This is a genomic window from Acinetobacter oleivorans DR1, assembly GCF_000196795.1.
Taxonomy (GTDB): Bacteria; Pseudomonadota; Gammaproteobacteria; order Pseudomonadales; family Moraxellaceae; genus Acinetobacter; species Acinetobacter oleivorans.
In genome coordinates this window covers 2,780,018-2,806,266 of sequence record NC_014259.1, presented here as the reverse complement: position 1 = coordinate 2,806,266, position 26,249 = coordinate 2,780,018, and the positions used below count along the sequence as shown (strand labels likewise).

At 38.9% G+C, this 26,249-nt stretch carries 29 protein-coding genes and 1 tRNA gene; 24 read left to right on the top strand and 6 right to left on the bottom strand.

Features of this window, described 5'->3' with window-relative positions; genetic code table 11:
* The first annotated feature begins 105 nt into the window (after window positions 1–105).
* From AOLE_RS13150 to AOLE_RS13135, 4 genes are read left to right on the top strand one after another with little or no spacing between them, the layout of a single operon-like run.
* A complete protein-coding gene (locus tag AOLE_RS13150) occupies window positions 106–1,119 on the top strand; it encodes an acyl-CoA dehydrogenase (RefSeq protein WP_013198442.1) in 1,014 nt (337 codons plus the stop codon).
* On the top strand, window positions 1,107–1,901 hold the full coding sequence (locus tag AOLE_RS13145; RefSeq protein ID WP_013198441.1) for a PIG-L deacetylase family protein: 795 nt from the start codon (window positions 1,107–1,109) through the stop codon (window positions 1,899–1,901). Before AOLE_RS13150 ends, AOLE_RS13145 begins: the two co-directional genes overlap by 13 nt.
* Complete coding sequence (locus tag AOLE_RS13140; protein WP_013198440.1) at window positions 1,876–2,475, top strand: class I SAM-dependent methyltransferase; 600 nt, start codon at window positions 1,876–1,878, stop codon at window positions 2,473–2,475. Before AOLE_RS13145 ends, AOLE_RS13140 begins: the two co-directional genes overlap by 26 nt.
* On the top strand, window positions 2,472–3,116 hold the full coding sequence (locus tag AOLE_RS13135) for a glycosyltransferase (protein WP_013198439.1): 645 nt from the start codon (window positions 2,472–2,474) through the stop codon (window positions 3,114–3,116). Before AOLE_RS13140 ends, AOLE_RS13135 begins: the two co-directional genes overlap by 4 nt.
* A gap of 4 nt (window positions 3,117–3,120) precedes the next feature.
* On the opposite strand, the gene AOLE_RS13130 is transcribed toward AOLE_RS13135, so the two are convergent.
* Window positions 3,121–3,483, bottom strand: a complete 363-nt coding sequence (locus AOLE_RS13130; protein WP_013198438.1) for a DUF3592 domain-containing protein — start codon at window positions 3,481–3,483, stop codon at window positions 3,121–3,123.
* A gap of 246 nt (window positions 3,484–3,729) precedes the next feature.
* Between AOLE_RS13130 and AOLE_RS13125 the strand changes: the two genes are divergently transcribed.
* From AOLE_RS13125 to AOLE_RS13105, 5 genes are all read left to right on the top strand, one after another.
* Window positions 3,730–4,977 carry a mechanosensitive ion channel family protein gene (locus AOLE_RS13125; RefSeq protein WP_005303717.1) on the top strand — a complete coding sequence of 416 codons (1,248 nt, stop codon included), beginning with the start codon at window positions 3,730–3,732 and terminating at the stop codon, window positions 4,975–4,977.
* A 211-nt stretch (window positions 4,978–5,188) separates the two neighbouring features.
* Window positions 5,189–6,130 (top strand): metal-dependent hydrolase, encoded by a 942-nt coding sequence (locus tag AOLE_RS13120; RefSeq protein ID WP_013198437.1) that lies wholly within the window; start codon window positions 5,189–5,191, stop codon window positions 6,128–6,130.
* 1 nt (window position 6,131) lies between these two features.
* Window positions 6,132–7,028 (top strand): alpha/beta fold hydrolase, encoded by an 897-nt coding sequence (locus AOLE_RS13115; RefSeq protein ID WP_013198436.1) that lies wholly within the window; start codon window positions 6,132–6,134, stop codon window positions 7,026–7,028.
* A gap of 25 nt (window positions 7,029–7,053) precedes the next feature.
* Window positions 7,054–8,295 (top strand): NADH:flavin oxidoreductase/NADH oxidase family protein, encoded by a 1,242-nt coding sequence (locus AOLE_RS13110; RefSeq protein WP_013198435.1) that lies wholly within the window; start codon window positions 7,054–7,056, stop codon window positions 8,293–8,295.
* A 39-nt stretch (window positions 8,296–8,334) separates the two neighbouring features.
* Window positions 8,335–8,814 carry a DUF6632 domain-containing protein gene (locus AOLE_RS13105; protein WP_013198434.1) on the top strand — a complete coding sequence of 160 codons (480 nt, stop codon included), beginning with the start codon at window positions 8,335–8,337 and terminating at the stop codon, window positions 8,812–8,814.
* A gap of 31 nt (window positions 8,815–8,845) precedes the next feature.
* On the opposite strand, the gene AOLE_RS13100 is transcribed toward AOLE_RS13105, so the two are convergent.
* Entirely contained in the window at window positions 8,846–9,250 is a 405-nt protein-coding gene (locus AOLE_RS13100) for a hypothetical protein (protein WP_023274284.1), read from the bottom strand.
* Between the two features lie 309 nt (window positions 9,251–9,559).
* Between AOLE_RS13100 and AOLE_RS13095 the strand changes: the two genes are divergently transcribed.
* Window positions 9,560–10,324, top strand: coding sequence for a COG4705 family protein (locus tag AOLE_RS13095; RefSeq protein WP_013198432.1), 765 nt, complete (start codon window positions 9,560–9,562; stop codon window positions 10,322–10,324).
* Window positions 10,325–10,394: 70 nt separating this feature from the next.
* Here AOLE_RS13095 and AOLE_RS13090 read toward each other — a convergent pair whose 3' ends face one another.
* A complete protein-coding gene (locus AOLE_RS13090) occupies window positions 10,395–11,612 on the bottom strand; it encodes an MFS transporter (RefSeq protein WP_013198431.1) in 1,218 nt (405 codons plus the stop codon).
* Window positions 11,613–11,722: 110 nt separating this feature from the next.
* Here AOLE_RS13090 and AOLE_RS13085 point away from each other — a divergent pair, with 110 nt between their 5' ends.
* From AOLE_RS13085 to AOLE_RS13055, 6 genes are all read left to right on the top strand, one after another.
* The gene (locus tag AOLE_RS13085; RefSeq protein ID WP_013198430.1) at window positions 11,723–12,169 is read left to right on the top strand and encodes a winged helix-turn-helix transcriptional regulator; all 447 of its coding nucleotides are present in this window, start codon (window positions 11,723–11,725) and stop codon (window positions 12,167–12,169) included.
* A gap of 85 nt (window positions 12,170–12,254) precedes the next feature.
* A complete protein-coding gene (locus AOLE_RS13080) occupies window positions 12,255–12,584 on the top strand; it encodes a hypothetical protein (protein ID WP_013198429.1) in 330 nt (109 codons plus the stop codon).
* A 695-nt stretch (window positions 12,585–13,279) separates the two neighbouring features.
* Window positions 13,280–13,951: a hypothetical protein gene (locus tag AOLE_RS13070; RefSeq protein ID WP_013198426.1), complete on the top strand. Its 672-nt coding sequence runs from the start codon at window positions 13,280–13,282 to the stop codon at window positions 13,949–13,951.
* Window positions 13,952–13,954: 3 nt separating this feature from the next.
* Window positions 13,955–14,392: a hypothetical protein gene (locus tag AOLE_RS13065; RefSeq protein WP_013198425.1), complete on the top strand. Its 438-nt coding sequence runs from the start codon at window positions 13,955–13,957 to the stop codon at window positions 14,390–14,392.
* 1 nt (window position 14,393) lies between these two features.
* A complete protein-coding gene (locus AOLE_RS13060) occupies window positions 14,394–14,792 on the top strand; it encodes a protein-export chaperone SecB (protein WP_013198424.1) in 399 nt (132 codons plus the stop codon).
* Between the two features lie 119 nt (window positions 14,793–14,911).
* Complete coding sequence (locus tag AOLE_RS13055; RefSeq protein ID WP_013198423.1) at window positions 14,912–15,256, top strand: hypothetical protein; 345 nt, start codon at window positions 14,912–14,914, stop codon at window positions 15,254–15,256.
* A 26-nt stretch (window positions 15,257–15,282) separates the two neighbouring features.
* Here AOLE_RS13055 and AOLE_RS13050 read toward each other — a convergent pair whose 3' ends face one another.
* From AOLE_RS13050 to cysS, 3 genes are all read right to left on the bottom strand, one after another.
* Entirely contained in the window at window positions 15,283–15,759 is a 477-nt protein-coding gene (locus tag AOLE_RS13050) for a hypothetical protein (protein WP_013198422.1), read from the bottom strand.
* Between the two features lie 206 nt (window positions 15,760–15,965).
* Window positions 15,966–16,041, bottom strand: a tRNA-Gly gene (locus AOLE_RS13045).
* Window positions 16,042–16,104: 63 nt separating this feature from the next.
* Window positions 16,105–17,526, bottom strand: a complete 1,422-nt coding sequence (gene cysS, locus AOLE_RS13040; RefSeq protein WP_013198421.1) for a cysteine--tRNA ligase — start codon at window positions 17,524–17,526, stop codon at window positions 16,105–16,107.
* 213 nt (window positions 17,527–17,739) lie between these two features.
* Between cysS and AOLE_RS13035 the strand changes: the two genes are divergently transcribed.
* The 8 genes from AOLE_RS13035 (at window position 17,740) to AOLE_RS13000 (ending at window position 26,192) form a co-directional block, all read left to right on the top strand.
* Entirely contained in the window at window positions 17,740–18,717 is a 978-nt protein-coding gene (locus tag AOLE_RS13035; RefSeq protein WP_013198420.1) for a KpsF/GutQ family sugar-phosphate isomerase, read from the top strand.
* A gap of 3 nt (window positions 18,718–18,720) precedes the next feature.
* On the top strand, window positions 18,721–19,260 hold the full coding sequence (locus AOLE_RS13030) for a KdsC family phosphatase (protein WP_004793423.1): 540 nt from the start codon (window positions 18,721–18,723) through the stop codon (window positions 19,258–19,260).
* Window positions 19,261–19,297: 37 nt separating this feature from the next.
* Window positions 19,298–19,846, top strand: a complete 549-nt coding sequence (lptC, locus tag AOLE_RS13025) for an LPS export ABC transporter periplasmic protein LptC (RefSeq protein WP_013198419.1) — start codon at window positions 19,298–19,300, stop codon at window positions 19,844–19,846.
* Window positions 19,830–20,378 carry a lipopolysaccharide transport periplasmic protein LptA gene (lptA, locus tag AOLE_RS13020; protein WP_013198418.1) on the top strand — a complete coding sequence of 183 codons (549 nt, stop codon included), beginning with the start codon at window positions 19,830–19,832 and terminating at the stop codon, window positions 20,376–20,378. The genes lptC and lptA overlap by 17 nt, the downstream gene beginning before the upstream one ends.
* Entirely contained in the window at window positions 20,378–21,124 is a 747-nt protein-coding gene (lptB, locus tag AOLE_RS13015) for an LPS export ABC transporter ATP-binding protein (RefSeq protein ID WP_003650837.1), read from the top strand. Before lptA ends, lptB begins: the two co-directional genes overlap by 1 nt.
* Before the next feature lie 273 nt (window positions 21,125–21,397).
* Window positions 21,398–22,864: a TolC family outer membrane protein gene (locus AOLE_RS13010; RefSeq protein ID WP_013198417.1), complete on the top strand. Its 1,467-nt coding sequence runs from the start codon at window positions 21,398–21,400 to the stop codon at window positions 22,862–22,864.
* A complete protein-coding gene (locus AOLE_RS13005; protein ID WP_013198416.1) occupies window positions 22,861–24,999 on the top strand; it encodes a type I secretion system permease/ATPase in 2,139 nt (712 codons plus the stop codon). Before AOLE_RS13010 ends, AOLE_RS13005 begins: the two co-directional genes overlap by 4 nt.
* Entirely contained in the window at window positions 24,996–26,192 is a 1,197-nt protein-coding gene (locus AOLE_RS13000) for an HlyD family efflux transporter periplasmic adaptor subunit (RefSeq protein ID WP_013198415.1), read from the top strand. The genes AOLE_RS13005 and AOLE_RS13000 overlap by 4 nt, the downstream gene beginning before the upstream one ends.
* Window positions 26,193–26,249: the final 57 nt, after the last annotated feature.

Sequence of the window (26,249 nt, the reverse complement as noted above, 5' to 3'; positions counted from 1 at the left end):
AGATATAAAACTAATAATATTTATCTTTTTATTACAATTTATATGTTTATTTAAACAGAAGTATTTAGATAAGGTTAAACCAAGTCTTATAAATAATTATTTGCAATGAATATTAAAATACCTATAAATGTGACGATATTAAGTGTCTTGAGTGAATTTGAATCTGCCTTAGCTGAAGATAAAAGCAAGCTTCGTATAGATTTACTCTCTCAATTGGTAAATTTAGCGAAAAATTTGCCTCATCCCGCTTCGGGTCAGACCTATCAACGTTGGCAACTTTTTGCTCAGATTGCTGGAGTCGATTTGAGTTTGGCGAAGCTCTTTGAGTCACACTGCGATGCTTTAAGTATTTTAAGTGAATTGGGTTATCACCCAGAAATAGATGACCGGCTTTGGGCTGTTTGGGCAGCAGACGGTGGACCAGCTCCATTGCAAGTAAAAGATAACCTGTGTAATGGCATAAAGCCTTGGTGTTCTGGGGCAGAGTTTATTCAAAAAGTTTTGATGAGTTATAAAAATCAACAAGGGCAGGCGCAGCTTTGTATTGTTGACTTAAGTCATTCCTCTATTAGCACAGACTCAAGCCACTGGCATGCAGTCGGGATGAATGCGACACAGACTGCAAGAGTAAGTTTTGAAAATACACCTGTTAAATTGATCGGTCACCCAAATAGTTATTTAAAACGTCCAGGCTTTTGGCATGGTGCAGCAGGTGTTGCGGCTTGTTGGTATGGCGCCGCCGTTGGTTTAGCTGGTTTTTTACAAGAAAGTTGTCAGGTCAGTCCGAATCCTTTTAAAAAATTGTACTTAGGAGAGGTCGCTCATCAATTAGAAATCACTAAGCAATATTTTCAATATGTTGCTGAACTGATTGACAGCAAACCCATGCTCAATCATGAGCGGGAAATACGAATATTACGTGCCCAAACAGAACAATGCTGTCTGAGTGTAGTTGAGCGAGTAGGCAAAGCATTAGGTGCTCGTCCTTTTTGTGAAGATGCAACTTTTGCACAGCTCATGGCTGATTTGCCTGTGTTTATCAGACAAAGTCATGCTGCTTTTGACTACCAGCAAATTACAGAACTCTGTTTATCGGACCAAAGCCTATGGGAACTTTAAAACATCCTTTGGTCGAAGACCGCATTATTTTTGGTGAGGGTACGTCCAAAGAGCAATGGTTAAATGCATTTCAACAACAACCTTTAGCGGCTTTAGATCTTGAGTTATTTCGCTCTAAAAGGGTGGTGATTGTTGCTCCACATCCTGATGATGAGGTGCTTGGTTGCGGTGGTTTAATGCAGCAACTTATTGCGCTGAATTGTAAGATCCTCATTTTAGCGGTAAGTAACGGCACCCAAAGCCATCCTAACTCTACAAAATATCCTCCAGATCAGCTCAATATTCTTCGTCCACAAGAAAGCCTAGCAGCCTTAAAGTCTTTAGGGGTAGCCGACTCAACCGAGCATGTAGAGCTTCATTTGTTAGATGGTCAGATTCATTTACAAACCGATCAACTGTGGCAGAGTTTAGAGCAGATCGTTCAAGCCGACGATATTCTAATTTGTAGCTATGCCTTTGATGGTCACCCAGACCACGAAGCCGTAGGTAAAACCGTACAAGCTTACGCAACAGCTAAGCAACTTCTATGTTTACACGTATTAATTTGGGCTTGGCATTGGGCAAAGCCGTTAGACTCACGAATTGATTGGTACCGAGCAAAAGCCTATCACTTAACCGAAGAACAGCTAACTAAAAAACATCAAGCAATTTTGCAGTTTAAAACCCAACTTGAAGCAGATGAAACCACGGGTAATGCCTCGGTTCTTTCTTCAAGTGCAATTAAACGTCTTTTAATGCCTTATGAGGTTTATTTGAGTGATTCATTCTCGCATGTACTTTGAAGATTTATATCGTCATAACAGTGATCCGTGGGGCTATGACTCTCATTGGTATGAAGCTCGTAAAAGACAAATTTGTCTCGCGCTGCTGACAAGACCTCGTTACTCAAAAGTGTTAGAAGTGGGCTGTTCAAATGGACATTTAAGTTTTCATTTGGCGCAAAGAGCCGGGCAACTGCTGTGTATAGATGTCTCTGAGAGTGCTGTTCGCTTAGCGTCCGAGCGCCTAAAAGAGTTTGAGCATGTGGTTGTTGAAAATAGAAAAATACCTGAAGACTACTCAATTCAAAAATTCGACCTTATTTTAATTAGTGAGATGGCCTATTACTTATCGGCTGATGAATTGCAGCAGTTTATTGAAAAGTTAAAACATAGTTTAAATGATGACGGTGAGATTCTTTGTTGTCATTGGCGTCATGAAATTCAAGATTTTGAATTAAATGCAGAAAAAGTCCATCAAGGCTTTCAGCAACATTTTCCATTTCATCACTATCTCAGTTTAAACGATCCAGATTTTATGATTGATCTATGGACGGCGAACACTTCCTCTTTAGCACAGCAGGAAAAACTAAGATGAAAATAGGTATCGTCATTCCAGCGCATAACGAAGAGCACTATTTATCTACTTGTTTGCACTCTATTCAGGTCGCTATAGAGAACGTTAGCGGTTATGACGTAGAGGTGATTGTGGTACTGGATAACTGTACAGATCAGTCGCGGTTGATTGTACAAAGCCATCAAATCAATTGGATTGAATGTAACTATGCATGTGTTGGGCAAGCACGAGATTTAGGAATTCGTCATTTAATTGGGCGTGGCGTGACATGGATTGCATGTACGGATGCAGACACAGTCGTTAGTCCTGATTGGTTGCGCTATCAAATCCAGCACCAACCTACAGATGCAATTTGCGGTACTGTAACGCTAGATGATTTTAGTCATCTATCTATAACGAAACAGCAAAAATATTTAGCGCATTATAAAGATCAGATGGATCACGCGCATATTCATGGGGCCAATCTAAGTTTTAGTACAGAGGTTTATATTTTAGTAGGTGGCTTTGAGCCTATTTCATGCGATGAAGATGTATCTTTAATCAAAAAATTGATCAAGCATTGTTGTAATATTACTTGGAGTAATCTGGTTCGAGTGACAACGAGTAGTCGCTTAAACGGACGTGCACCTCAGGGCTTATCGTACTTTTTAAATAATCTCTAATCGCTTAAACCATGATCTCTCCCAATATCGAAATATTCTTTAAATTTTTAGGGTCATATTTAATTTTGATGATGCTACCGACCTTATATTGATCGTGATTTTGTTTAGCAATAAGCACCTTAAGGTTTTCAGTAATGATTTGGCCTTGCCCAGTTTGAAATTTCAATTTTATATAACATAACGGGCGATATTGCACCTTAGCTAATGAGTCCTGAAAATATACGACCTCGGCAGAAGTAATCATTCCTCGTTTATAGATTAAAAACTTATGAACCAGACTTTTAAGAAAAAAGGTCCAAGCAATATAGACAAAGAATAAGCTAAACCAGACTACTCCAATAAAAGTCAAAAAATCAGAAAATTTCACTTACTAAAACCAGAATTATTCGTTTAACGCATGATTCTAAATGAACAGATTTGTTCGATCTAGTTGATGTACGTGATCCAAAACATAAGCAGATAAAACCTTATCGTTAAGCGTTAAAAATAATAAGATAAATAGCAGGGTATATAACTTAGTTGTTGTATTTATGCCTACATATGTAAACAAGTCTTATTAACACATGCTTTAGCCCTTAAAATTCTAGAAAAGAAAGTTTTAAGGTGTATAGGTTTGGATTTTTTAAGTTTTTTCCGCGATATTCGGGTTCAGTTAAGCCATTATCCTTGGCTAGAAATGTTTGTTTCACTCACTATTTTGATTTTATTTGCAGCAATAGCAAATTTTATTGCTAAACGCATTATTGTGCGGGGCGTCCGTCACTTGGTGACCAAGCTAAAATCCCCCAATCAATCTATTTTTGCCCAGCATAGCGTCATAAAGAAATTTGCAAATATTGTTCCTGCTGTTGTGATTATGAACGGTATTGCAACGGTTCCTCATCTAACTCCAAAGTTCATTTCGTTTGTCGAAATGGGCGCGCAAGCATTTATCTTTCTTACACTCGCGCTTACGGTCAGCGAACTTTTAAATATCTTTAATCTTATTTATCAGCGTAATCCGAAGTCTAGAAACAAGCCGATTAAAGGTTACTTACAGTTGGTTAAGTTAATCTTATTTGTTGTCTGTGGCCTGATGATTTTAGGAACATTCCTTAAAAAGGATGTGTTCACTTTACTGGCAGGTTTCGGTGCGATGGCAGCGGTATTAATGTTGGTTTTCCAAAACACGATTTTGTCTTTAGTGGCGAGTGTACAAATTGCCTCTTACGACATGGTGCGGATTGGAGACTGGATTGAGATGCCGTCGCTTAATGCAGATGGTGATGTAATTGATATTTCGCTGCATACGGTCACTGTGCAAAATTTTGATAAAACCTATACCACCATTCCAACCAATAAACTCGTTACCGATACATTTAAAAACTGGCGAGGCATGAGCAATTCGGGCTGCCGTCGAATGAAGCGTTCACTCTTTCTCGATCAAAGCAGTGTTCATTTCATGAGTGACGAAGAGCAACAAAAGCTCAAAGAGTTTTTATTATTAGACCAATATCTCGATGCGAAGAATTCTGAAATTGAAGAGTTCAATAAGCATTTAAGCAATCAATCTCGTTATAACAAGCGCCGTTTAACCAATATTGGGACATTTAGAGCCTATGTTGAATTTTATTTGCGCCAACACAAGGGGATTGCCCAAAATCAAACCATTATGGTTCGTCAATTACAGCCGACTAGCCAAGGTTTGCCTTTAGAAATTTATGCATTTACTAATACGATTGCATGGGTTTCTTATGAAGCAATTCAGTCAGATATTTTTGACCACTTAATTGCGATTCTTCCTGAATTTGGTTTACGTGTTTACCAAGCACCTTCAGGTCATGATTTGCAGAGATTAACCACAGAGATTAATCCAAGTTAAGTTTTTAGCTGTAAATCACAGTGTTCTCAACTATTTTTAAAAGCTCCCAGATGGGGGCTTTTTTAACTCTGAATTTTTTGTGCTAACCCTTATTTTAAAACGTTAAATATTAGTTCTTGACCGTTCTGACATCGGAATTGTCCTTTAATGATATTAACAAGTTCCATTTTAGAACTTAATGTGTAGCTATCTTGAGGACGAGAAAAAGAACATGTACCCAAACACATTCAAAGATATGGCTTCTAAAACTTTATGGCCTTTATTTCCACGTCGTGTTGCTTTTAATTGGAATGAATCACCACTCCACTGGATGCCACAATCTCCAATAGGAAGTCATGCTGTAAACCATTTCAGTTTTACACTTGTGCGAGGAGAGTACTTTTTCTGCCGTATTTTTAATAAGGCATTGCCATTTGTAACCGATGAAAAATTAAAAAAAGATGTAGAAACTTTTATCCGCCAAGAGGCGATTCATGCTCAAGCGCACAAAGAATCTATCGAAAAATATATACAGCGTTATGGCGTTGATATTGAAGAACAGTATGAGCGTGTAATTGAACTCTTTGATTACATGCTTGCAGACAAGCCGTTTGGAAAAGCTCTACCAAAGCGTATGCAAAAGTCTTGGTTATTGTTCCGTGTAGGCATTGTTGCTGCTGCTGAACATTATACGTGTGCATTAGGGCAATACGCTTTGACGAAAGCACACTGGGAAGACAAAGGTTGTGATCCAGCAGTAAGTGATCTATTTACTTGGCACTGTGCCGAAGAAGTTGAGCATCGAACGGTTGCTTTCGATTTATTTGAGCACTTAGGCGGGAATTATGCATTACGTGCTGCAATCATGAGTATGGTGGCACCAATTTTCACTTATTTAATGGTTAAAGGCACGCAAGAGCTTGCAGCAGTAGATCGTAGTTTACCTAAATCTCAACAAACCTTAGCTCGCTTTGGTTTTTGGCAACAATGGTTTAAAGCAAGTTCTCAAGAATTAGTACCAAGTCCTGTCTGGTTTATGACTACAGCTAAAAATTTCTTTAAACCTTCGTATCATCCTTACTATGAAGGTTCAACTGAGCTTGCATTGGATTATATAAACCGTTCACCAGCGGTCAAACTTTATGAAGAAATACAAAAAGGATTGGTGAGCTAATATGAATACGAATATCGAAAAACAACAAAGATATATTCAGTCTGCTGATGTCACGCTATCAATATATGAATGGGGCACAGCGGCAGATCATAATGAAACACTTGTGTTTATTCATGGCTATCCTGACGAAGCACAAATCTGGGATGAACTGGCTTCATTACTGAAATCAGATTTTCATATTGTGACTTACGATGTACGAGGCACAGGTTTATCAGGAACTCCGTTGTCTGACGCGGGTTATCACATGGACTACCTGATTTCAGATTTAAAAACTGTTATTGAGCAAACGAGTCCTCAGCAGCCCGTACATTTGATTGGTCATGATCTTGGTGCTCTTCAAGGTTGGGAAGCGATTTTGGACGATAAGTTAAAACCAGATATCAAAAGTTATACGGCTTTAGCACCAAGTATTGATCATGCAGGTATGTGGTTTAAAGAAAATCTGAATAGCAAAGAACTTGCACGAAAGTTTGCGGCTATTAAGCAGATGATTTCTTCGAGTTATATACTGTTTTTTAATATTCCAATTATTCCAGAGTTAAGTTGGTATCTGGGACTATCTAAAATCTGGCCAAAAGTGGTTTCTCAACTCGAAGGTAAGAAAGTTGCCCCACATCCTCATCAACTCAAAAATGCCGTACGTGGGTTAGGTTTCTATCGGTTGAATCTGTTTAAGCCATTAATTAACTCTAAAAAGCGCTATACCTCAGTACCTGTGCATGTTTTATCGATGACCAAAGATCGTTTTGTGCCTCAACACATCGTAGATAAACAAGACAGATGGGTAAATTCGTCTTTTACACGTACGGATATTCATGCGGGTCACTGGGGAATTGCGAGCCATCCTGATTTAATCGCAATGCCTATTCGTAATTATATTCAAAAGCTTACTGCGTAAAAAACAATAAAGCTGGAGGTCTAAAATGAAAAACGAATTAAAACTGGCATCACCATTTGCTTTAAAAGAGGGCTTTACACTTAAAAATAGGCTAATTAAATCGGCTTTAAGTGAAGCACTAGCGCATACAGATGGGCGACCGAGTAAAGAGCTGATTCAGCTATACCAAACGTGGTCGCAATCTGGAGCTGGGGTTTTGATCACAGGTAACGTGATGATTGACTCTAGAGCAATTGGTGAACCAGGCAATGTCATTATTGAAGACGAAAAAGATTTTGACTTAATCAAAGAATGGGCAGATGTTGCTAAATCTGGAGGTAGTGAAGTCTGGATGCAAATAAACCATCCAGGTAAACAGGCAATTCGAGGATTAAATCAAGAAACAGTTTCACCATCAGCAGTACCGTTCGGGCCTAAAATGGCAGCAGTTTTTGCCACACCAAGAGAGCTGACTCAAGACGAAATAGAAGACCTGATTCAACGTTATGCAAACACTGCAGAGATTGCCAAGAAAGCAGGCTTCTCTGGTGTTCAGTTACATGGTGCACATGGTTATTTAATTAGCCAATTCCTTTCTCCGCATCATAACCGCCGTACAGATCAGTGGGGTGGAACTATCGAAAATCGACGTAGATTTGTTCTTGAGGTTTACAAGGAAATTCGCAATCGAGTCGGGGCTGACTATCCTGTAAGCATTAAATTGAACTCAGCCGATTTTCAAAGAGGTGGTTTTACCGAAGAAGAGTCGCTGGCAACCATTCAAGCACTCGATGAGGTAGGAATCGACTTAATCGAGATCTCTGGCGGAACCTATGAAAAACCGATTATGCAGTTGGGTAAACCTAAAGATTCCACAATCTCTCGTGAAGCCTACTTTTTAGACTTTGCTAAAAAAGTTCGTGGGCTTAGTAAAGTACCACTTATGGTAACTGGTGGCTTTAGAAGTCTGCAAGGAATCGAAAGTGCTTTATCGAATAACGATTTAGATTTTGTGGGTCTTGGGCGAATTTTCGCAATTGAACCGTTGGCATCAAAACGTTTATTAAGTGGGCTTGAAACGATAAACCAAGTTAAACCTTTAACTACGGGCTTTAAGTTTATTGATAACTTGGGTGCGTTGGAAATCACTTGGTATACACGTCAAATGCATCGATTAGGACGAGGGCGCTTGCCAATTCCAAATGAAAATGGTCTCAAATCTTTTATTCTAGATATTAAAGATAAAGGATTGGGTATTTTCAAAACTCGTCGATTACGTGCTTCTTAAAATTATAAATTAACGTTTTATATCAATGAGGATATAAGGATGCCAACAACTGAACATATAAAAATATCGAGATTTAGCCTAGCCGCAAAATTTACGGGAATTAGCTTTCTGCTATTTTTTGTCGGAGCAGCGCTTCTTATCTTTTTAAATATTCCTGCAATTTTACTTCAGTTTGAATGGGGTAAATTTCTGGTTCGATTAGTTCGCTGGGGAGAGTTGCATGGAGGAGGTGAGCATTACGAGTTGATGATCTCAGCTATCTATATTGTATGGGGCTGGTTTCTTTTAAAAGCAGCGAATGAACCTCTAAAAAACTATCTATTTTTTGAATTTACCATGTTTGCAAATATTGCTCACTTCGGTGCAATGCTTGTTATGGGTTTGGTAATGACACATGAAACTCCACACTTGATTGGAGATGTATTGTTGGGTTGGGTCATTCTCTTAATTTATATTTATTTCTGGTTACCTGTGAGAAAAATCTATAAATCTGGTAGTGAATTAAATCGTTCTGTTTAAGACCTAGAGATTGAGCGGAGCGAAAATTAGATTAGCCCGCAAACCAAATCTTCTGATGATCACACATTGGGCTTAAATGTTTAATGCGTAGGTTGTCTCGCTCAAAATCGCCACTCCCACCAGTAATATCTAATTCGCTACCTAAGCGGATTTGCTTGCCTTTATAACTTAAAGCTTCTTTTTCAGCATCCCACTGAGCGGTGTGTTCAGGAAAAATAATGAGAATATCGTTTACATAAAGGCACTCTTGTTTTAGCTGCAATATTCCTTTTAAGCGCGCTGAAGCAGAAATACCATTAGACTGATAAACAGGGAGTTTCACCGCACTTGCATTTTCGTTCGCTTCTTGCTGCTGACATCCTGTAAGAACAGCAAAAACAACTGCGCAAATCAATTTATTATTAATACCCAATTTTGTTCCTATAGGGATTTCCATATAATTTTGATAGTAATGGACTAATGTTGCATATCAATCTTTAGATTGTTAGAGAAGATTTCATCCCACTACGGTTTAAACTTAAGTACTCAAGCCAAATGTACGCATTCACTGGCATAATTAACTATTGGTTATTATATTTTATTTATTTGTATATTGTTATCTTTTTTCATCTGAGTTTTTGGGAAAGATGGATTGTGCAATTTGCTTTGAAAAAAGTATTTGTAATTTATTTTTAACCTTAACTTTATCTTAAGGCATAAATATTTAGATAAGAGCTAATGAATATGTATGTTGGGAGAACATACAATGATGAATCATGAGAATTTATCTAAAACCTTGAGTAAGGTTCCAGAAGTCACCTTATTATTCTGGATCATTAAAATTGCAGCTACAACGCTAGGTGAAACTGCTGGAGATGCGCTATCTATGTCCCTAAATTTGGGATATATCATTAGTACGGCAATTTTTGCTGTGATCTTTGCAGTATTTGTCGGACTACAAATTAAAGCTAAAAACTATAATTCATTTTTCTACTGGGCGACGATCATTGCCACTACCACGTTAGGTACGACAATTGCCGATTTCGTTGATCGAACTTTAGGTGTGGGCTATGCAGGAGGGAGCTTAATATTACTTATTTTATTAGGCGTATCTCTGTTTGTTTGGTATTTGAGTTGCGGCACAATTTCAGTAAAAAGTGTTCAATCTGCAAAAAGTGAAGCTTTCTATTGGTTAACCATCATGTTTTCTCAAACATTAGGGACAGCTTTAGGAGACTGGACTGCTGATACTCAAGGCTTAGGGTATACCAGCGCTGCTTTAATTTTTGGTACTTTATTATTGGTGTTAGCAATCTGCTATTTTTATACCAAAATTTCAAGAACCTTATTATTTTGGTTGGCCTTTGTTCTTACCAGACCTTTAGGTGCAGTATTGGGAGATTTTCTTGATAAACCTATCGCACATGGTGGATTAGAGTTAAGTAGATTTAGTGCATCTTTTGTTTTATTAGCTTTTATTGTTGTCTGTTTAGTGGTCTTTAAACCTAAAGCAGCTCAGTCGTCTCATTAAATTAACTGCTCATTAAAAACCACATGATTCTCTTGAGTGATGTGGTTTTTTTATTTGAGAGTAGGCATTTTTAAGAGATTTTACGGGTTATCCACCAAAATAATAATGCCAGAAGGCTAACACCTGCACCGAGTGCACACACGCCAAACCATCCAGCATAGACATAAGTGGCTGTTGTACTGATTGCACCTAATCCACTACCGATTGCATAAAACAGCATGTATAGACCAACAAGCCGGCTATGCGCTTCTGGACGAGTGCGAAAAATCATACTTTGGTTGGTGACATGTAAGGCTTGTCCGCCCAAGTCTAGCAATACGATGCCAATCGCTAGCGCCCACAGTGAGTAAGCCATGAGTGAGAGTGGACCCCAAGCAAGCAGTAATATTACAAGTGCTGCTAAGCTTGTGCGCTGAGCATATCCGCGGTCGGCCCAATAACCCGCACGTGCAGCAGCCAGAGCACCAATAATTCCAACGAGACCAAAAGACCCAATAATAGTATGGGAAAAATTGTAAGGCGGCTCACTTAACGGTAGTACCAATGCACTCCAAAAAATATTGAATGCTGCAAACATGAGTAAAGCTAAAACACCTCGCACTTGCAGTACTTTTTCTTGGCGCAGCAGTTTCAACATAGAAGCCAGAAGTTGCGGGTAGCGCATGGCACTAGGTTGAACTTCTAAATGAGGCAAACGTTTCCAAAGAGGTAACGCAATCATGAGCATGATGATGGCTGCACAAAAGTACACGCCACGCCAACCCGCTACATCACTAATTCCTCCTGAAAATACACGAGCAAGCAATAAACCAATGAACACACCACTTTGTGCAGTACCGACTACATGTCCTTGTTCATGTGGGAGAGCAGCACTTGCAGCATAAGCAATAAGCCCTTGAGTCATGGCTGTGCCGAGTAAACCCACGGCAAGCATTCCTGCTAAAAGAATAATCGTAGAATGAGCAAAGGCAACTACGAGTAATGCCGAGATTAAAGTCAATAACTGAATAGCCATTAATCGACGCCGATTTACAAGATCACCCAGCGGCACTAAAAACACGAGGGCAAGGGCACAACCTATTTGAGTGGCTGTAACCACCCCACCAATGGCAGCATGACTAACATTAAAGTCCTTGGCCAATATGTCGAGTAAAGGCTGCGCATAATAGACATTTGCTACGCTTGCACCACTTGCAATAGCAAACAGCAAAATTACACCACGAGGCATGCTTGAAAGCTGTTTATTGCTTTCTGCGTGTGAAGTTGAAGATGCAAGAGAAGCTTTCATGGCCTAAATCCATTTAATCTGGTTTTAAAATGCAACTAGTTGAATATTAAGTCTGCTAGTTTTAAAATGCAACTAGATAACTTGTTACTGATGATTGGTAAGGAAACTCAATGGCGAACTCTACATTGTTAAAAGATGAACTTTGTCCTGTTGCACGTTGCGTCAATCTCATTGGAGACCGCTGGTCACTGCTCATTGTGCGTGATGCTTTTGATGGAATGCGCCGTTTTGGAGACTTCCAGCGGAGTCTGGGGGTTGCGCGAAATATTCTTTCTGATCGACTGAAAAAGTTAGTTGATGCAGGTGTTCTTGAAATGCAAGATGCTTCGGATGGCACGGCTTATCAGGAATATGTATTAACCGCTAAAGGGGAGAGTTTGTTTCCAGTGGTTGTGGCTTTGCGACAATGGGGAGAACAGAACCTATTTGAAAGTGGTGAGCGCCATTCTCTGTTAATTGATAAAACGACAGGACAACAAATTCCATTTATGACGCCAGTCGCGGCAGATGGAACAGTGCTGAAAGCTTTTAATACTGAAGTGCAAAAGGTCAAATAAAATAAGAGAAAACAAAAATAACCTTTTTTAACTTAAATTTGGACAGATTAGTTGGTACCCTTGCGCGTCAAATTAAGGTGAGATTATGAGATTTATATTCCTCTTTATAAGCGCAATTTCAATTCAATGTTATGCAGCGTCAGAAGCAATGCAGCTTCATTACTGCGAAACTGTTAAAAAAGCAGCAAGTGGCGTGATGGATGCTAGACAACATGAGGTGCCAGCTAAAGAGTTGCATGACATAGCGAATCATCTTGAAGAGGAACAAGCAAAACAAATTTATCAAGAGCTTATCAAATCTGCATATTCTTCAAAATTATTTGAAGACCCTCTCATCAAGTCAAAAGCTGTCGAAAATTTTCAAACCACGTGGCATGAACAATGTTTGGCAAAAGATTTAGCTAAAAATATATGAGGGTGTTAGTGAGAAATGGTTAACTGGAAGGCAGTAATAATTACATAATTAGCTTTTAAACATCCAATCTAATAAATACAGTGTGATAGTTCAATGGCATGAAGCAGAGAAACTCAAAGCCTATTTTGAAAGAATACACCGAGAGATTAGAGATCCGGCTGGTATGCAAAATGATGCATTTAAGAAGCTAATCTATGATTTGAGAGGCTATGAAAATAATCTTGCTCAACTCGAAAGTTACTGTAAACGTGGAAATCGATTATTAACTTATGAAAACATAATGAAACTAGGACTGCTATTCCATAAATCTGATGATTTAAGAAAAGTTAGACAGTTTGCTGAGAAGTAAAAAGCTTAAGCTGGTTTTATATAGACGATATGTTTTTGGATAGGGTATATAAGAATGCGACGCAATGAGCGACGAAGACTTAAATGCTGACGTGCGGTACTTAACTGCGACTGCGCGACGTAACTTAGCGGTGTTGTTGACACATAATACGGCTGCTCTATTGACAACGACGCTACGATTCGATATTGACACTTTTGTCATTAGTACGTACTATTCACTCCATATAACGAATATTAACATTTGTTAATATTTTATAATCTTAAGTACTTGTTTTTTGGTGTAAAAGATATATTTACTTTGCTCATAAAGTTATATTTTCTTTTAATTTAATTAATAAAGGAACGTCGTGTCAGCTAGTTTAAAAACATGCTATGGATATCAAACCACACGATGTGATTTTAATGATATCAGGGCTAGTGCTAAAGAATTACCTCATTTAGCTAAATCAGTTTTAGTGGAGAATAGTCATAAAACTGATAAGAAAAATGAAGTATATCAGTGGCTAACTGATGGATATTATTTTTGGCTAAATAGTGATAGATATGCTTTATGGTGGGGAGAGAGTCGACTTAAATCAGATTTTTTAATTACTCGTTATGATATTTCTCTTGCGAGAGAGGATGTTTACGATCTTATTGAAAATCCTGATGATGAAGATGATTTCTTCTTATTGGTAGAGACTTATTTAGAATTCTATGAAGATTCTAAAAAGCGTGGTTTGGTTACCCAAATCCCAACTCCTACTGTAAGTACAGTTCTTCATTTCTTTAGAAAGCGCCATCCAGAAATATTTCCATATTTAGCAATTACAATCACAGATTGTTGGGTTGCTGAACCAATGTTTAGATATATTGGTAAACATAAAACATTAAAAATGACACCCAAGTCTACAAGTAGTTCTGATAGTTTTAGACCTATGGGTAGACCTCAGATATGTATATTTGAAGAAGCACACTCATATATTACTGCTTCCACACCTATACACCCTCAAGAGTACGTTGAGTGTTTTTTGGAGTAAATCATGGCTACTAAAAGACAACAAGCTAGAGCAGCTTTACTGGCATGGAAAGAAAATACGACTCCAGAACAATTTGTAGCAGAACATCAAAGTGTTGTTTTTGCTAGTTGTGACAATTCTCCTACCCTAGAAATAGTTGAAGAGCATGATCACGCTTTGGATTTAATTAAAGAGCAGTTTAATTCTTTAAATAGAAGAGATGAACTTGTTCGTGCAGCTAGGATAGTTGGAGCAACTAATTCTATTCATGATTTTTATAATAAAGTTCAGTATGAGAGTTTAAAAAGTGTAGTTCATGTACTTAAAGGAAGTATTATGAAGCAGGCGATCACTTTACTTCCTCAATCAACACCAATTAATGCTTTCATTGAAGATTATAATTTTAAAACTTATGATGAAATTGCTTCACAGAATTTAACTCGGACTCCTTTGAGAAATTAAAATGAGTGTTAAACTACTTGACCATAAGGTCATGAGAAGTCTTGTGATTTTTAATTCAGATTTAATGGATTTTTTTTCTAAAGTTAAAACTGTTGAAGATTTACCACTTAATCATGAAATTATTCAGCCTACTGATAGCGTAGATGGTATTTATTTTGTTCATTATCAATTTAAGCATGAACCAAAGCTTTTAGAAGATAACGATGAAGTAAAGGAGCTAGCTGTTATTGATATGTTTTTTCGGTTTGAAGTAATTGATGAAGAGGAAGTTGAGCAGAAGTTGAATAATTGTATACCAAGTATATGTTATCCATATATGAGAAGCTTTTTAAATACATTATTCGCCAATAGTGGTGTTGAGCCTGTATATTTACCACTTTGGTTTTACAAAGACTCTTAATAGAAATATTATATGGAAATAAATAAAACCACCTCCGGGTGGTTTTTTAATGAAGGTTTATATCTGCTGCTCAATAATATGCTTTCTGGTATTCTCTTCTTATTCGTGAGGAGAGAATAATGAAAAAGCTTTTGTTTTTAGCTATATCTACAATTATTTCTACACAGACCTTTGCTAATGAGCCACTCACAACTGATAAAATAGTTGAGAAATGTTCAGGGTTTGCTGAGGTGGCGGAATCTGCAGTACAAGCTAGGCAAAAAGGAATCCCTGCTGCACATATGTACAAATCACTAATCAATAAAGATAAAAATACACAAGCCATGTTAAAACTTGCGCTTGATGGAGCATACAAAACACCTTTGGGAAGATCAAAGGAAGAAAAAGAAACAATAATTCTTGAATACACAAATGAAACTTTTAACGATTGTATGAAATTTCTTACTGAATATAGTGGCAAATAAAAGTTATAAAATGAGATTAAAGCACCCTAAGGTGCTTTAGCCAACCGAGTTACTGCGGCTTGAATAATATCAGGTAAAAGCTCTTTTTTAGGACCTTCACGGTCAGCAATAATTTTTACAATATTCTCACTAGTTAAAATCCAACAATCATTTGGAATGAATTGGATCTGAGGTTTTCCATCAAAATGATTAATAGTTAAAAACATCCTTTGAGAGTGCATTATTCTAGTAATTATTGCTCTTACAATCTCTTCTTCAGGATAATTTGGCTTTTCTGGCACGTCACCACCTAACTGGGTGATCTGATCATGTAAACTCCAATAATAAGTCATGATTTGATTGTGAGTTTCCTTCTCAAGTAAATCAAAAGAAGAAGGGGTATTAGTTTGGATAGATACCTCATTTGTTTCTGTTGAGTATGATGTGGGTGCACCACACTTAGGACATGCATAAGCAAGATTGCTAAATTTTTTCTTACATTCTTTACAATTAATTAAGGCCATTTTTTCTTTCTATAAAGTGGTTCTAGAACCTATAAATTTACTTTGAAATAGTTTCAGATTAATTTTTTTGGTTATGTCAGAATAATTTTAAATATTAGTTATTAAGATCCATTAGATAAGAAACAGTCGGGCGTAGCTGATTTTTTCTAATTGAGAACCAATAAAAAAACCACCTAATTCTTTCGAATTAAGTGGTTTTTAAATTTTGGAGCGGGAAACGAGACTCGAACTCGCGACCCCAACCTTGGCAAGGTTATGCTCTACCAACTGAGCTATTCCCGCAATGTGAGCACATTATAGAGTGTTTCACTAAAGTGTCAACACTCTTGTGATTTAATTGAACATTTAATCAGCACGACGCCAAACTGTACCTTGGCGAGTGTCTTCTAATACAACACCTTGGTCGAGCAAAGACTGGCGAATACCATCTGCTTTAGCAAAGTCTTTTGCTTTTTTCGCATCAACACGTTGTTGAATAAAATCTTCAATTTCAGCATCAGACAAAGTAAGTGCTTCTTGTCCAATATCTGATTTTAAGAAATCATCTACATTGTGTTGTACCAAACCTAAAATGTTGGTGAGGTAACGTAATGTCGAATAAAGCACAGTCGCTTGGTCAGCTTGCTCTTCTTTTACAGCACGGTTTAATTCTTTGTTCAGTTCAAACAATACAGCCATTGCTTCGGCAGTATTGAAATCATCACACATCGCATTGTTAAAACGTTCAATAAAGCTTTGATCAAGCGTTTCAGTTGTCGTTTGACCGTACATTTGTTGGTAAGCTTTAAATGAATGATAGAAACGAGTTAAAGAAGTTTTTGCTTCTTTAAGTGCTACATCAGAGAAGTTCACAGGACTACGGTAGTGTGAAGACACAATAAAGTAGCGGATCACTTCAGGGTGGAATTTTTCCATCACGTCACGAATCGTAAAGAAGTTGCCTAAAGACTTAGACATCTTTTCACCGTCAACGTTAATGAAGCCAACATGCATCCAGTAGTTTACATATTGTTCGCCAGTTGAAGCTTCACTTTGCGCAATTTCATTTTCATGATGAGGGAACATTAAATCTGAACCACCACCATGAATGTCAAAGTGATTGCCTAAGCAGCAAGTCGACATTGCAGAACATTCAATGTGCCATCCCGGACGGCCATTACCCCAAGGTGACGCCCAAGATGGTTCATTTTCTTTGGCATGTTTCCAAAGTACAAAGTCAAACGGATGTTTCTTTTCAACTTCTACGTCAACGCGCTCACTTGCGCCAGCTTGCATATCATCAAGCTTACGGCCAGAGAGGCGACCATATTTTTCAAATTTAGTGACTTCAAAATAAACATCGCCATTTGCAGCAGGGTAAGCTGAGCCTTTATTGACCAGATTGCCAATCATGTTTTGCATCTGATCAATATATTCGGTCGCTTTAGGTGCTTCATCGGGTGCGGCACAGCCTAAATTGGCTGCATCTTCGTTCATTGCATCAATGAAACGAGTGGTGAGCTGCTGAATGGTTTCACCATTTTCATTCGCACGTTTAATAATTTTGTCGTCAATGTCGGTAATGTTGCGAATATAGCGAACATTCCAGCCTTGACTACGTAAGAAACGTATAATGTAGTCAAATGCAACCATAACTCGAGCATGCCCGATATGACAGTAATCGTAAACGGTCATACCGCAGACGTACATATCGATGTGACCTTCTTTGCGAGGTACAAATTCAACTTTTTTTCGTTGCTCAGAGTTATATAAAACAAACGGTTGCATAAGGGTTTTCAAACACTCAACAAAAACAGTGTTACATCATAACTGATGCATCATTTTTCACAAAGGTTTATGCAAGAATTTTATAAGCTTGTGAAATCTTATACATTTAAAAACGTGTAGATGATTGAGTTATGTTAGAATGCCCCCAAATCTTTTGATTAAAATCACCGATCTTCATAAGAGATCAGATCAATTATTTTGAGTCAAACTCGTATGCCCAATCCTACAGATTTTCAAAGCAGCGCATTAGCAACCTTGCGTATTGAGCAGCAAGCCCTAGACGTGTTAGCAACACAAATTAATGACAGTTTTAATCAGGCTTGTGAAATATTGTTACAGTGTAAAGGCCGTGTTGTGATTACTGGCATGGGTAAGTCAGGGCATATTGGCCGTAAAATGGCTGCGACTTTTGCTTCAACTGGTACACCATCTTTCTTTATGCATCCGGGCGAAGCTGGGCATGGCGATTTGGGGATGCTAGTTCGTGGTGACGTTTTAATTGCGATTTCCAATTCTGGAAAAAGTGATGAAATCATGATGTTGATGCCACTCATCAAACATCTTGGTGTACCTCTTATTACCATTAGCCGTACTGATAAAGGGCCAATGCCTCAAAATGCCGACATCGCTTTAACTTTAGGTGAGTCTGATGAAGCATGCCCACTAGGTTTGGCTCCAACATCGAGCACGACTGCAACCTTAGTATTGGGTGATGCGCTGGCTGTTGCTTTACTTGAAGCGCGTGGTTTTACTGCAGATGATTTTGCTCGTTCGCATCCTGCAGGAGCATTGGGTAAGCGTTTACTTTTACATGTAAAACACCTCATGCATACAGGCGATGAATTGCCAAAAGTTTCACCAGATACGCCAATGAATCAAGTGCTTTATGAAATTTCTAATAAGCGTTTAGGCTTGACCACGATTGTAGATGAACAGGAACATTTGCTTGGTATTTTCACCGATGGTGACTTGCGTCGTTTAATTGATAAACAGCAAGGTTTCGATGTGAATTTACCTGTTTCTGAAGTAATGACAAAAAAACCGTCAACTATTTCTCAAGAAGCACGTGCGGTAGAAGCTCTACAACAGCTTAACCTGAAAAAAATCAGTCAATTTGTTGTGGTTGATGACCAAAATAAAGTGATTGGTGTAATTAGTATGCATGACCTTATTCAGGCAGGGGTAAATTAATCAATGGCATCTTATGCATTGTTAGAACAAGCACGTCACTTACAGGCATTGGTTCTGGATGTAGATGGTATTTTGAGTGATGGCTTTGTAACTTTAACCAATAGTGGCGATGAGATTAAATCATTCGATATTCGCGATGGTTTAGGCATGAAACTTGTGCAGCAAGCAGGCATGAAAGTCATCATTATTACAGGCCGAAAAAGTAATATTGTTGAAAAGCGTATGTCTGATTTAGGCGTAGACCTTGTTTTTCAAGGTCGTGAAGACAAAGGTTCTGCATTACGTGAAGCTTGTGCACAGTTTAATATTTTGCCTTCCGATTGCTTATATATGGGCGATGACTGGCCTGATTTATCAGCTTTTGCAATCGCAGGAATGAGTGTCACTGTGCCAAATGGTCATGAAGAAGTGCGTCGCCGTGCGCATTTGGTTACCCAGTCGATGGGCGGACGTGGTGCTGTACGTGAAGTCTGTGATATGTTGCTGATCGCAAAAGGCATTTACCAAGAACTTCTTGAAAAATATCTTGCAGTACCGCATTAATAATAAGATTACTTAAAAAGGTAGGCTATTCCTGCTCATGGATACCAGAGTTTTATCTATTGTTGCTGTAGTTATTGCTGCTATAAGTGGTGGTTATTACTACTATAGTGGCAAAGCAAAAAAACTAGACATTGGTTCTGCGAAGAATATGACATATTCGGCGCAGGGCGTCCATTTGACTCAAACTGATGATCAAGGCAATTTGTATATTCGTGCTGAAGTTCGTCAGCTTGAACAGGATATGCAACAAAAAACATCAAAGTTGGATCAACTTAATGCCTCTATGTATAAAGATGGCAAGGTTGATGCGACGTTCTTTGCGAAACAGGCAAATGGCTATGATGATAATCGTAAAGTTATATTATCGGGTGATGTGGTCGCAACTAAACTTGCTCCACAAGGGAAAATCGAATTCAAAACCGATGAGTTAACTGGTTATCCAAAAACCAGAGAGATTGAAACGGATCATCAAGTGATTGTACAGTCTCCACAAGCCGACTTTGTCAGCAAAGGATTAAAAGCCAATTTGAATAATGGTCAGTACGAATTTTTTAATATTCGAGGAAAGTATGCACCAAAGTCTTAATTTAAAACGTTCTTCAGCTTTCCTAAAACAAGCTGCGGTTATTACATTCGTTGCTTTATCATCAGCTTCGACTTTTGCGTTGCCGTCTGACCGTAATCAACAAATTTCACTCGTGGCAGACCGTGCAACTTATAACGAAAAAACTGGTTTGACGACTTACACAGGTAATGTCGTGATTGAGCAAGGTACGATGAAGCTTCAAGCCGATTCGATTGTTGCTACGCTAAACTCTAAGCGTGAAATCCAAACCATTACCGCTAAAGGCCGACCATCTAAGTTTCAGCAACAGATAAGTGCTGATAAGGGCGTGGCACGCGGTGAAGGACAGACCATTGTTTATAATGCAGATACGGGCATTATTACATTGAATGGTGGTGCATATTTATATCAAGATGGTTCTAGCATTCGTGGTAACTCATTGAAATATAGTATGAACAAAGGTGATGTTGAAGCTCAAGGTTCATCATCAAATCGTGTGCAGATTATTATTCCACCATCAAGTTCAAAAAGCTTTCCAGGAGCGCGTGACTAATGCAACAAGCTCTTCAACAACCCCAAACTTTGTGTATTAAGCACTTAGGAAAAAACTATAGTAAGCGTTGGGTCGTCAAAGACGTATCTTTTAGTATGCAAAGTGGACAGATTGTTGGTTTGCTTGGCCCTAACGGTGCAGGAAAAACAACAAGCTTCTATATGGTTGTAGGGCTAGTGCGTATGGACAAAGGTGAAATTCACCTTGATGATCTTGATATGTCCGATTTGGCAATGCATGAACGGGCACGCAAGGGCATTGGATATCTTCCGCAAGAGGCTTCTATTTTTAGAAAGCTGACCATTGCTGAAAATATTATGTCCATTTTAGAAACACGTAAGGACTTAAATAAGCAACAACGCCAGCAACGTCTTACTGAATTATTAAATGACTTTAAAATTAGTCATATTAAAGATTCATTAGGAATGAGTGTGTCTGGTGGTGAACGCCGTCGTGCTGAAATTGCACGCGCATTGGCTGCTGATCCTAAATTTATGTTGCTTGATGAACCATTTGCCGGCGTCGACCCAATCTCGGTTGGAGATATTAAAGATATTATCCAGACTTTGAAGGACCGTGGCATCGGTGTGCTCATTACTGACCATAACGTACGTGAAACTTTAGCAATTTGTGAACGTGCATATATTGTGAGTGAAGGGGCTGTAATTGCAGAAGGTACACCACAAGAAATTCTGGATAACGAGCAAGTCCGTAAAGTCTACTTAGGTGACGATTTCACAGTTTAAATAACAAAGTTAATCTATTTGTCTAAAAAGAGGTCAATGCCTCTTTTTAGTTTTTTTATATTTAGTTTTTAAAAACAATGATTTAACTTGTTCAGTTAATAGAACTATAATGTGTGAATTATTCCTGCAATTATGCTTCTTTATGCAAAAAAATATGTAGAATGTAAAAGCTTTTAAACGATAACAAACAAGATCAACAAGACAAGCATGATTGGATATAACCAGAGAAGAGTAACAAGGACATGTAAAAAGCCGGCTTTCCTGAAAGGGTTGATGCTTTTAACTTCATTGCATGTACCTGTGGTGATATATGCTGCTAAACCAAGTGAGCAATATCACACCTTAAAAGACAACTTATCACAGCTTTTTGCCCCAAAAAGTAGTGATGAATTTAAAGTTGCCAAGATGCAAGAGCTGAGTAATTTTAAGTTAGATCGTTCTAGAGTTCAGGAGTTTCCGACTGTTCAACTCAATGATCGATCGGCTGGATCTTATTCAAGTTTGCCATCAAGCAAAATGACTTTGCAGGAAGCGGTGAAAATCGCAATCCAGCGTAACCCTGATATTTCTCAAGCCATTTCTACTTTAGCTGGCCAAAACGCAGGTATTGATTACGCCAAGGCTGGTTATTATCCACAGCTTTCAGGTGGTATCACTACAGGTGACTTGACTAGTGGTGAGCGTGGTAGGCAGTTATTGACCTTAAATGCGACTCAAATGCTCTATGATTTTGGTAAAGTTAAATCAGGTGTAGATGTTGAGCAAGCCAAGGTTCAGGTTGAACAGGCCAATGTGCTGGTCAGCATTGATGATATTGCACTTGATGTTGCACAGTCGATTATCAATATTCAGCGCTATCTTCAATTAAATAAAATTGCCGAGCAGCAAATTGCGGGTATTCAGCGAATTCAGGAAATCGCTAATTTACGTGCAAATGCGGGTATTAGTAGTCAGGCTGACCCGATTCAAGCTCAGTCTTATTTACAAGCTGCCCAGTCTGGTTTGATTGCACAGCAATCTTTATTGCGTCAGTACCAACAACATTTAAGAACATTATTGGGTGCAGATGTCTCGCGCACGGGTTGGATTATTTCAGATGATTTGGTGAAACAATCTGATTTATATGGCGAACCTGAGTTTAATACCATTCCAAAAATGATCGCCGCTCAAGCCAGTGTTGAAGTCGCTAAAGCACAAAAGGAACAGACTCGTTTAACACGTTATCCAACTTTGTCGGTTAAAGGTTCTTTGAGTCAAGCCATCAATGGCAGAAACCCAAACAATGATAAAGATGACGGTCTATATAGTTCAGTCATGCTTGAAGCAAGCAGTCAGTTTTATCAAGGTGGAGCCGTTTCTTCTCAGGTGAAAATGGCAAGTTATGCCGAAGAAGCAGCAAAGTCTAAAGTCAATTCAGTTTATCTGGACGTTCTCGACCAAATTAGAACCAGCCGTGAACAAATTGAAAATAAACAACGTCAAATGTTGGTTTTAGCAAATCGCCAAGCCACTACAGTTCGTACCCGTGAACTTTATCAAGAGCAGTACAAGCTTGGTACACGTTCATTGGTTGACTTACTGAACGCAGAACAAGCCATTCATAGTGCCAACTCAGAACTCGAGACGGCACGTTACGATATCTATAACAGTATTGTTCAGTATATTTCGGCAACAGGACGTTCCCGCCAAGCTTATGACTTAAATAATATTTCAATTCAGGGGTTCGAAGTACAACCATGATGACAAAAATAAACTACCAGCCCTGGTTACAGGCGGTCTTAACGATTGCTAAACATTACCGAATTGAGCCTTCAGAAGAAAGAATCCGTTTACAACTTGACTGGAACCAGAATCAAAACCTTGATGATGTTTTGCAGCTCATTACACGTCAGGTTGGACTAAATTTACGTAAAGTACCTTTTTCTTTAGAGGTGCTGAATCCGTGGCGCCTGCCTGTTATGGTCGAGTTTAACGACGGACAGGTTGGTGTTGTTGATAAAGCTGATACTCAAGGAAATGTCAGTATCCAGTTGAGTGGAGATCACGGCCTTTCCCAAAATTTAAGCTTAGACGTCTTAAAAACGACAATTAAAAATGTCTATATTCTGCGTCCTGAAACTTCTATTCCTGATGCGCGTATTGACGAATATATCAAACCGTATGAAGCAAGCTGGTTCTGGTCAATTGTACTCAGAGACTGGAAGCGCTACGTTGATATTATGTTTGCCTCACTGATTGCCAATATTTTGGCACTGGCAACCATTATTTTCTCAATGCAAGTCTATGACCGCGTTGTTCCATCACAGTCTATCCCGACTTTATGGGTGTTGGCAGGCGGTGTACTCATTGCAGCGCTCTTCGAATTTACCTTACGTATATCACGCGTGTACTTATCCGATATTATTGGTAAACGTGCTGACTTACGGGTATCTGACCGTGTATTTGGTCATGCCCTAAGAATCAAAAATAAAGACCGCTCAAAGTCTACAGGTAGTTTTATTTCCCAGATTCGTGAGCTCGAAGGTGTTCGTGAACTGGTGACTTCAACCACCATTAGTGCAATTGCAGATTTCCCGTTCTTTTTCTTGTTCCTGACCATCTTTGCGATTATTGGCGGGAAATTGTTCTGGGTGATGTTGCTGGTTGTACCCCTTATGCTTTTGCCGGGTATTCTGGCACAGAAGAAGCTAGCTCAACTCGCACAAGAGGGTATGAGAGAATCATCAATCCGTAACGCCATTCTTGTTGAAGCGGTGCAAGGTATTGAAGACATCAAGCTTTTACGTGCTGAATCACGCTTCCAAAACCAGTGGAACCACATGAATGAAGTTTCAGCCGACATTGGTATGAGACAACGTAAAATCGTTGGTACCCTAATGGCATGGACTCAAATGCTTCAAGGTCTGACCTATGCGATTGTGGTTTTAGTAGGATGTTTTGCGGTGATGGATGGTGAAATGACGACAGGTGCGTTAGTGGCCTGTTCAATTTTATCTTCACGTATGTTAGGTCCGATTGCACAGATTACCGGTGTTCTAGGACGTTTACAGCAGGCGAAAGTTGCAAAACAAAGTTTAGATGAGCTTATGCAACGTCCGATTGATCAGGCTGACCGTTCACATCTGGTACATAAAGCTGCTTTAAATGGTGATTACGAACTAAAAAATGCCTTGTTCCAATATGGAGAAGAAGATCCGAGACCAAGTTTGGCAATCCGTCATTTAAAAATTCGCGCTGGTGAAAAAATTGCAATTCTAGGGCGTAATGGGGCGGGTAAATCGACATTGCTTCAGCTTCTATCTGGCATGCAAGTCCCAACTCAAGGTTCGGTGCATTTAGATGGTCTGGATCTGTCTTTAATTGACCCATCTGATGTGCGTCGTGATATGGGTTTACTTAACCAGAATGCTTATCTTTTTTACGGTACGATTCGTGAGAACCTTACTTTAGGTGCTCCGCTTGCAACCGATGAAGAAATTCTTCGGGCTTTAGTGGTGACAGGTGCATTACCTTTTGTTCAAGAGAAAAAAGAAGGACTAGATCACCTGATTTTAGAGGGTGGCGTTGGTTTCTCGGGTGGTCAGAAACAAGCGTTGTTACTGGCTCGTTTATTGATTCGTCAACCTAACATTTTATTGTTAGACGAACCAACAGCAGCTATTGATGATGTGGCAGAGAAACAACTGATTGATCATTTAAAAGGTTGGCTGGCGCATCGGACCTTGGTCGTTGCGACTCACCGCCGAGCTGTTTTAGAACTGGTGGACCGTATTATTGTCGTTAACGATGGCAAAATCGTGATGGATGGTCCAAGAGATCAGGTCCTTAATCAATCAACAGCCCAACAAAAACAAGTGCAAGGGGGTAATTCATGAGCGAACCACAACAAGAACAACAACTCACCCGTTCAATGAATGTCTCTTATAGTGAGCCACCTTTACCACGTGCCAGCTTAGTGATCTGGATTGTGGGGATTGGTTTAGTTATTTTCTTTATCTGGGCATGGGTATTTAAACTTGAAGAAGTTTCTACCGGTACGGGTAAAGTGATTCCATCATCTAAAGAACAGGTGATTCAGTCTTTAGAGGGCGGTATTTTAACCAAGCTCAATGTACAAGAAGGCGACATTGTTCAAAAAGGCGAAATTCTTGCGCAACTAGATCCAACCCGTTTTGCATCTAATGTGGGTGAATCAAGATCTTTACTCATTTCAGCTCAGGCGACAGCAGCGCGTTTGCGTGCGGAAGTAAACGGTACGCCATTGGTTTTTCCTGAAATTGTGATGAAAGAACCAAAACTTGTACTAGAAGAAACAGCGCTCTATCGCTCACGTCGTGCTGATCTTGAGCAAACACTTTCAGGTTTAAAACAGGCTTTGCAACTGGTGCAACAAGAACTGGCAATGACGGAGCCTTTGGTTGCTAAAGGTGCGGCAAGTGAGGTTGAAGTTTTACGTTTACGTCGTGAAGCAAATGACCTTAGAAACAAAATGAATGATGCGCAGAATCAGTATTATGTTAAGGCTCGTGAAGAGTTATCGAAAGCAAATACGGATAGTGAAACGCAGCAACAAATTGTGCTGGGTCGTAGTGACAGTTTAGATCGTGCGGTGTTCAAAGCACCGGTTCGTGGTGTTGTAAAAGAAATTGCAGTCACAACCCATGGTGGTGTTATTCCACAGAACGGTAAATTGATGACCATTGTACCGATTGATGAGCAGTTGCTTATTGAAGCGCGTATTTTGCCGCGTGACATTGCATTTATTCGTCCGGGACAAGAAGCACTGGTTAAGATTACTGCCTATGACTACTCAATTTATGGTGGTTTAAAAGGAAAGGTTACGGTTATTTCACCGGATACAATTCGTGATGAAGTGAAACAAGACCAATTCTATTATCGTGTTTATATCCGCACTGATTCCGACAAGCTTTATAATAAAGAAGGTAAGGCTTTTGGTATTACACCGGGTATGGTGGCAACAGTAGATATTCGTACGGGTGAAAAAACAGTACTCGATTACTTACTTAAACCGTTTAATAAAGCGAAAGAAGCGTTACGAGAAAGATAATAAAAAAAGCCCCGAGATTCGGGGCTTTTTTATGGGTTTGATTCTATTAAATTCACG

Bases quoted from the DNA above. Each gene is read 5' to 3' on its own strand.
- AOLE_RS13150 (WP_013198442.1), top strand. From the start codon at position 106: ATGAATATTAAAATACCTATAAATGTGACGATATTAAGTGTCTTGAGT.
- AOLE_RS13145 (WP_013198441.1), top strand. From the start codon at position 1,107: ATGGGAACTTTAAAACATCCTTTGGTCGAAGACCGCATTATTTTTGGT.
- AOLE_RS13135 (WP_013198439.1), top strand. From the start codon at position 2,472: ATGAAAATAGGTATCGTCATTCCAGCGCATAACGAAGAGCACTATTTA.
- AOLE_RS13120 (WP_013198437.1), top strand. From the start codon at position 5,189: ATGTACCCAAACACATTCAAAGATATGGCTTCTAAAACTTTATGGCCT.
- AOLE_RS13115 (WP_013198436.1), top strand. From the start codon at position 6,132: ATGAATACGAATATCGAAAAACAACAAAGATATATTCAGTCTGCTGAT.
- AOLE_RS13110 (WP_013198435.1), top strand. From the start codon at position 7,054: ATGAAAAACGAATTAAAACTGGCATCACCATTTGCTTTAAAAGAGGGC.
- AOLE_RS13105 (WP_013198434.1), top strand. From the start codon at position 8,335: ATGCCAACAACTGAACATATAAAAATATCGAGATTTAGCCTAGCCGCA.
- AOLE_RS13100 (WP_023274284.1), bottom strand. From the start codon at position 9,250: ATGGAAATCCCTATAGGAACAAAATTGGGTATTAATAATAAATTGATT.
- AOLE_RS13095 (WP_013198432.1), top strand. From the start codon at position 9,560: ATGATGAATCATGAGAATTTATCTAAAACCTTGAGTAAGGTTCCAGAA.
- AOLE_RS13090 (WP_013198431.1), bottom strand. From the start codon at position 11,612: ATGAAAGCTTCTCTTGCATCTTCAACTTCACACGCAGAAAGCAATAAA.
- AOLE_RS13085 (WP_013198430.1), top strand. From the start codon at position 11,723: ATGGCGAACTCTACATTGTTAAAAGATGAACTTTGTCCTGTTGCACGT.
- AOLE_RS13080 (WP_013198429.1), top strand. From the start codon at position 12,255: ATGAGATTTATATTCCTCTTTATAAGCGCAATTTCAATTCAATGTTAT.
- AOLE_RS13065 (WP_013198425.1), top strand. From the start codon at position 13,955: ATGGCTACTAAAAGACAACAAGCTAGAGCAGCTTTACTGGCATGGAAA.
- AOLE_RS13060 (WP_013198424.1), top strand. From the start codon at position 14,394: ATGAGTGTTAAACTACTTGACCATAAGGTCATGAGAAGTCTTGTGATT.
- AOLE_RS13055 (WP_013198423.1), top strand. From the start codon at position 14,912: ATGAAAAAGCTTTTGTTTTTAGCTATATCTACAATTATTTCTACACAG.
- AOLE_RS13050 (WP_013198422.1), bottom strand. From the start codon at position 15,759: ATGGCCTTAATTAATTGTAAAGAATGTAAGAAAAAATTTAGCAATCTT.
- cysS (WP_013198421.1), bottom strand. From the start codon at position 17,526: ATGCAACCGTTTGTTTTATATAACTCTGAGCAACGAAAAAAAGTTGAA.
- AOLE_RS13035 (WP_013198420.1), top strand. From the start codon at position 17,740: ATGCCCAATCCTACAGATTTTCAAAGCAGCGCATTAGCAACCTTGCGT.
- AOLE_RS13030 (WP_004793423.1), top strand. From the start codon at position 18,721: ATGGCATCTTATGCATTGTTAGAACAAGCACGTCACTTACAGGCATTG.
- lptC (WP_013198419.1), top strand. From the start codon at position 19,298: ATGGATACCAGAGTTTTATCTATTGTTGCTGTAGTTATTGCTGCTATA.
- lptA (WP_013198418.1), top strand. From the start codon at position 19,830: ATGCACCAAAGTCTTAATTTAAAACGTTCTTCAGCTTTCCTAAAACAA.
- lptB (WP_003650837.1), top strand. From the start codon at position 20,378: ATGCAACAAGCTCTTCAACAACCCCAAACTTTGTGTATTAAGCACTTA.
- AOLE_RS13010 (WP_013198417.1), top strand. From the start codon at position 21,398: ATGCTTTTAACTTCATTGCATGTACCTGTGGTGATATATGCTGCTAAA.
- AOLE_RS13005 (WP_013198416.1), top strand. From the start codon at position 22,861: ATGATGACAAAAATAAACTACCAGCCCTGGTTACAGGCGGTCTTAACG.
- AOLE_RS13000 (WP_013198415.1), top strand. From the start codon at position 24,996: ATGAGCGAACCACAACAAGAACAACAACTCACCCGTTCAATGAATGTC.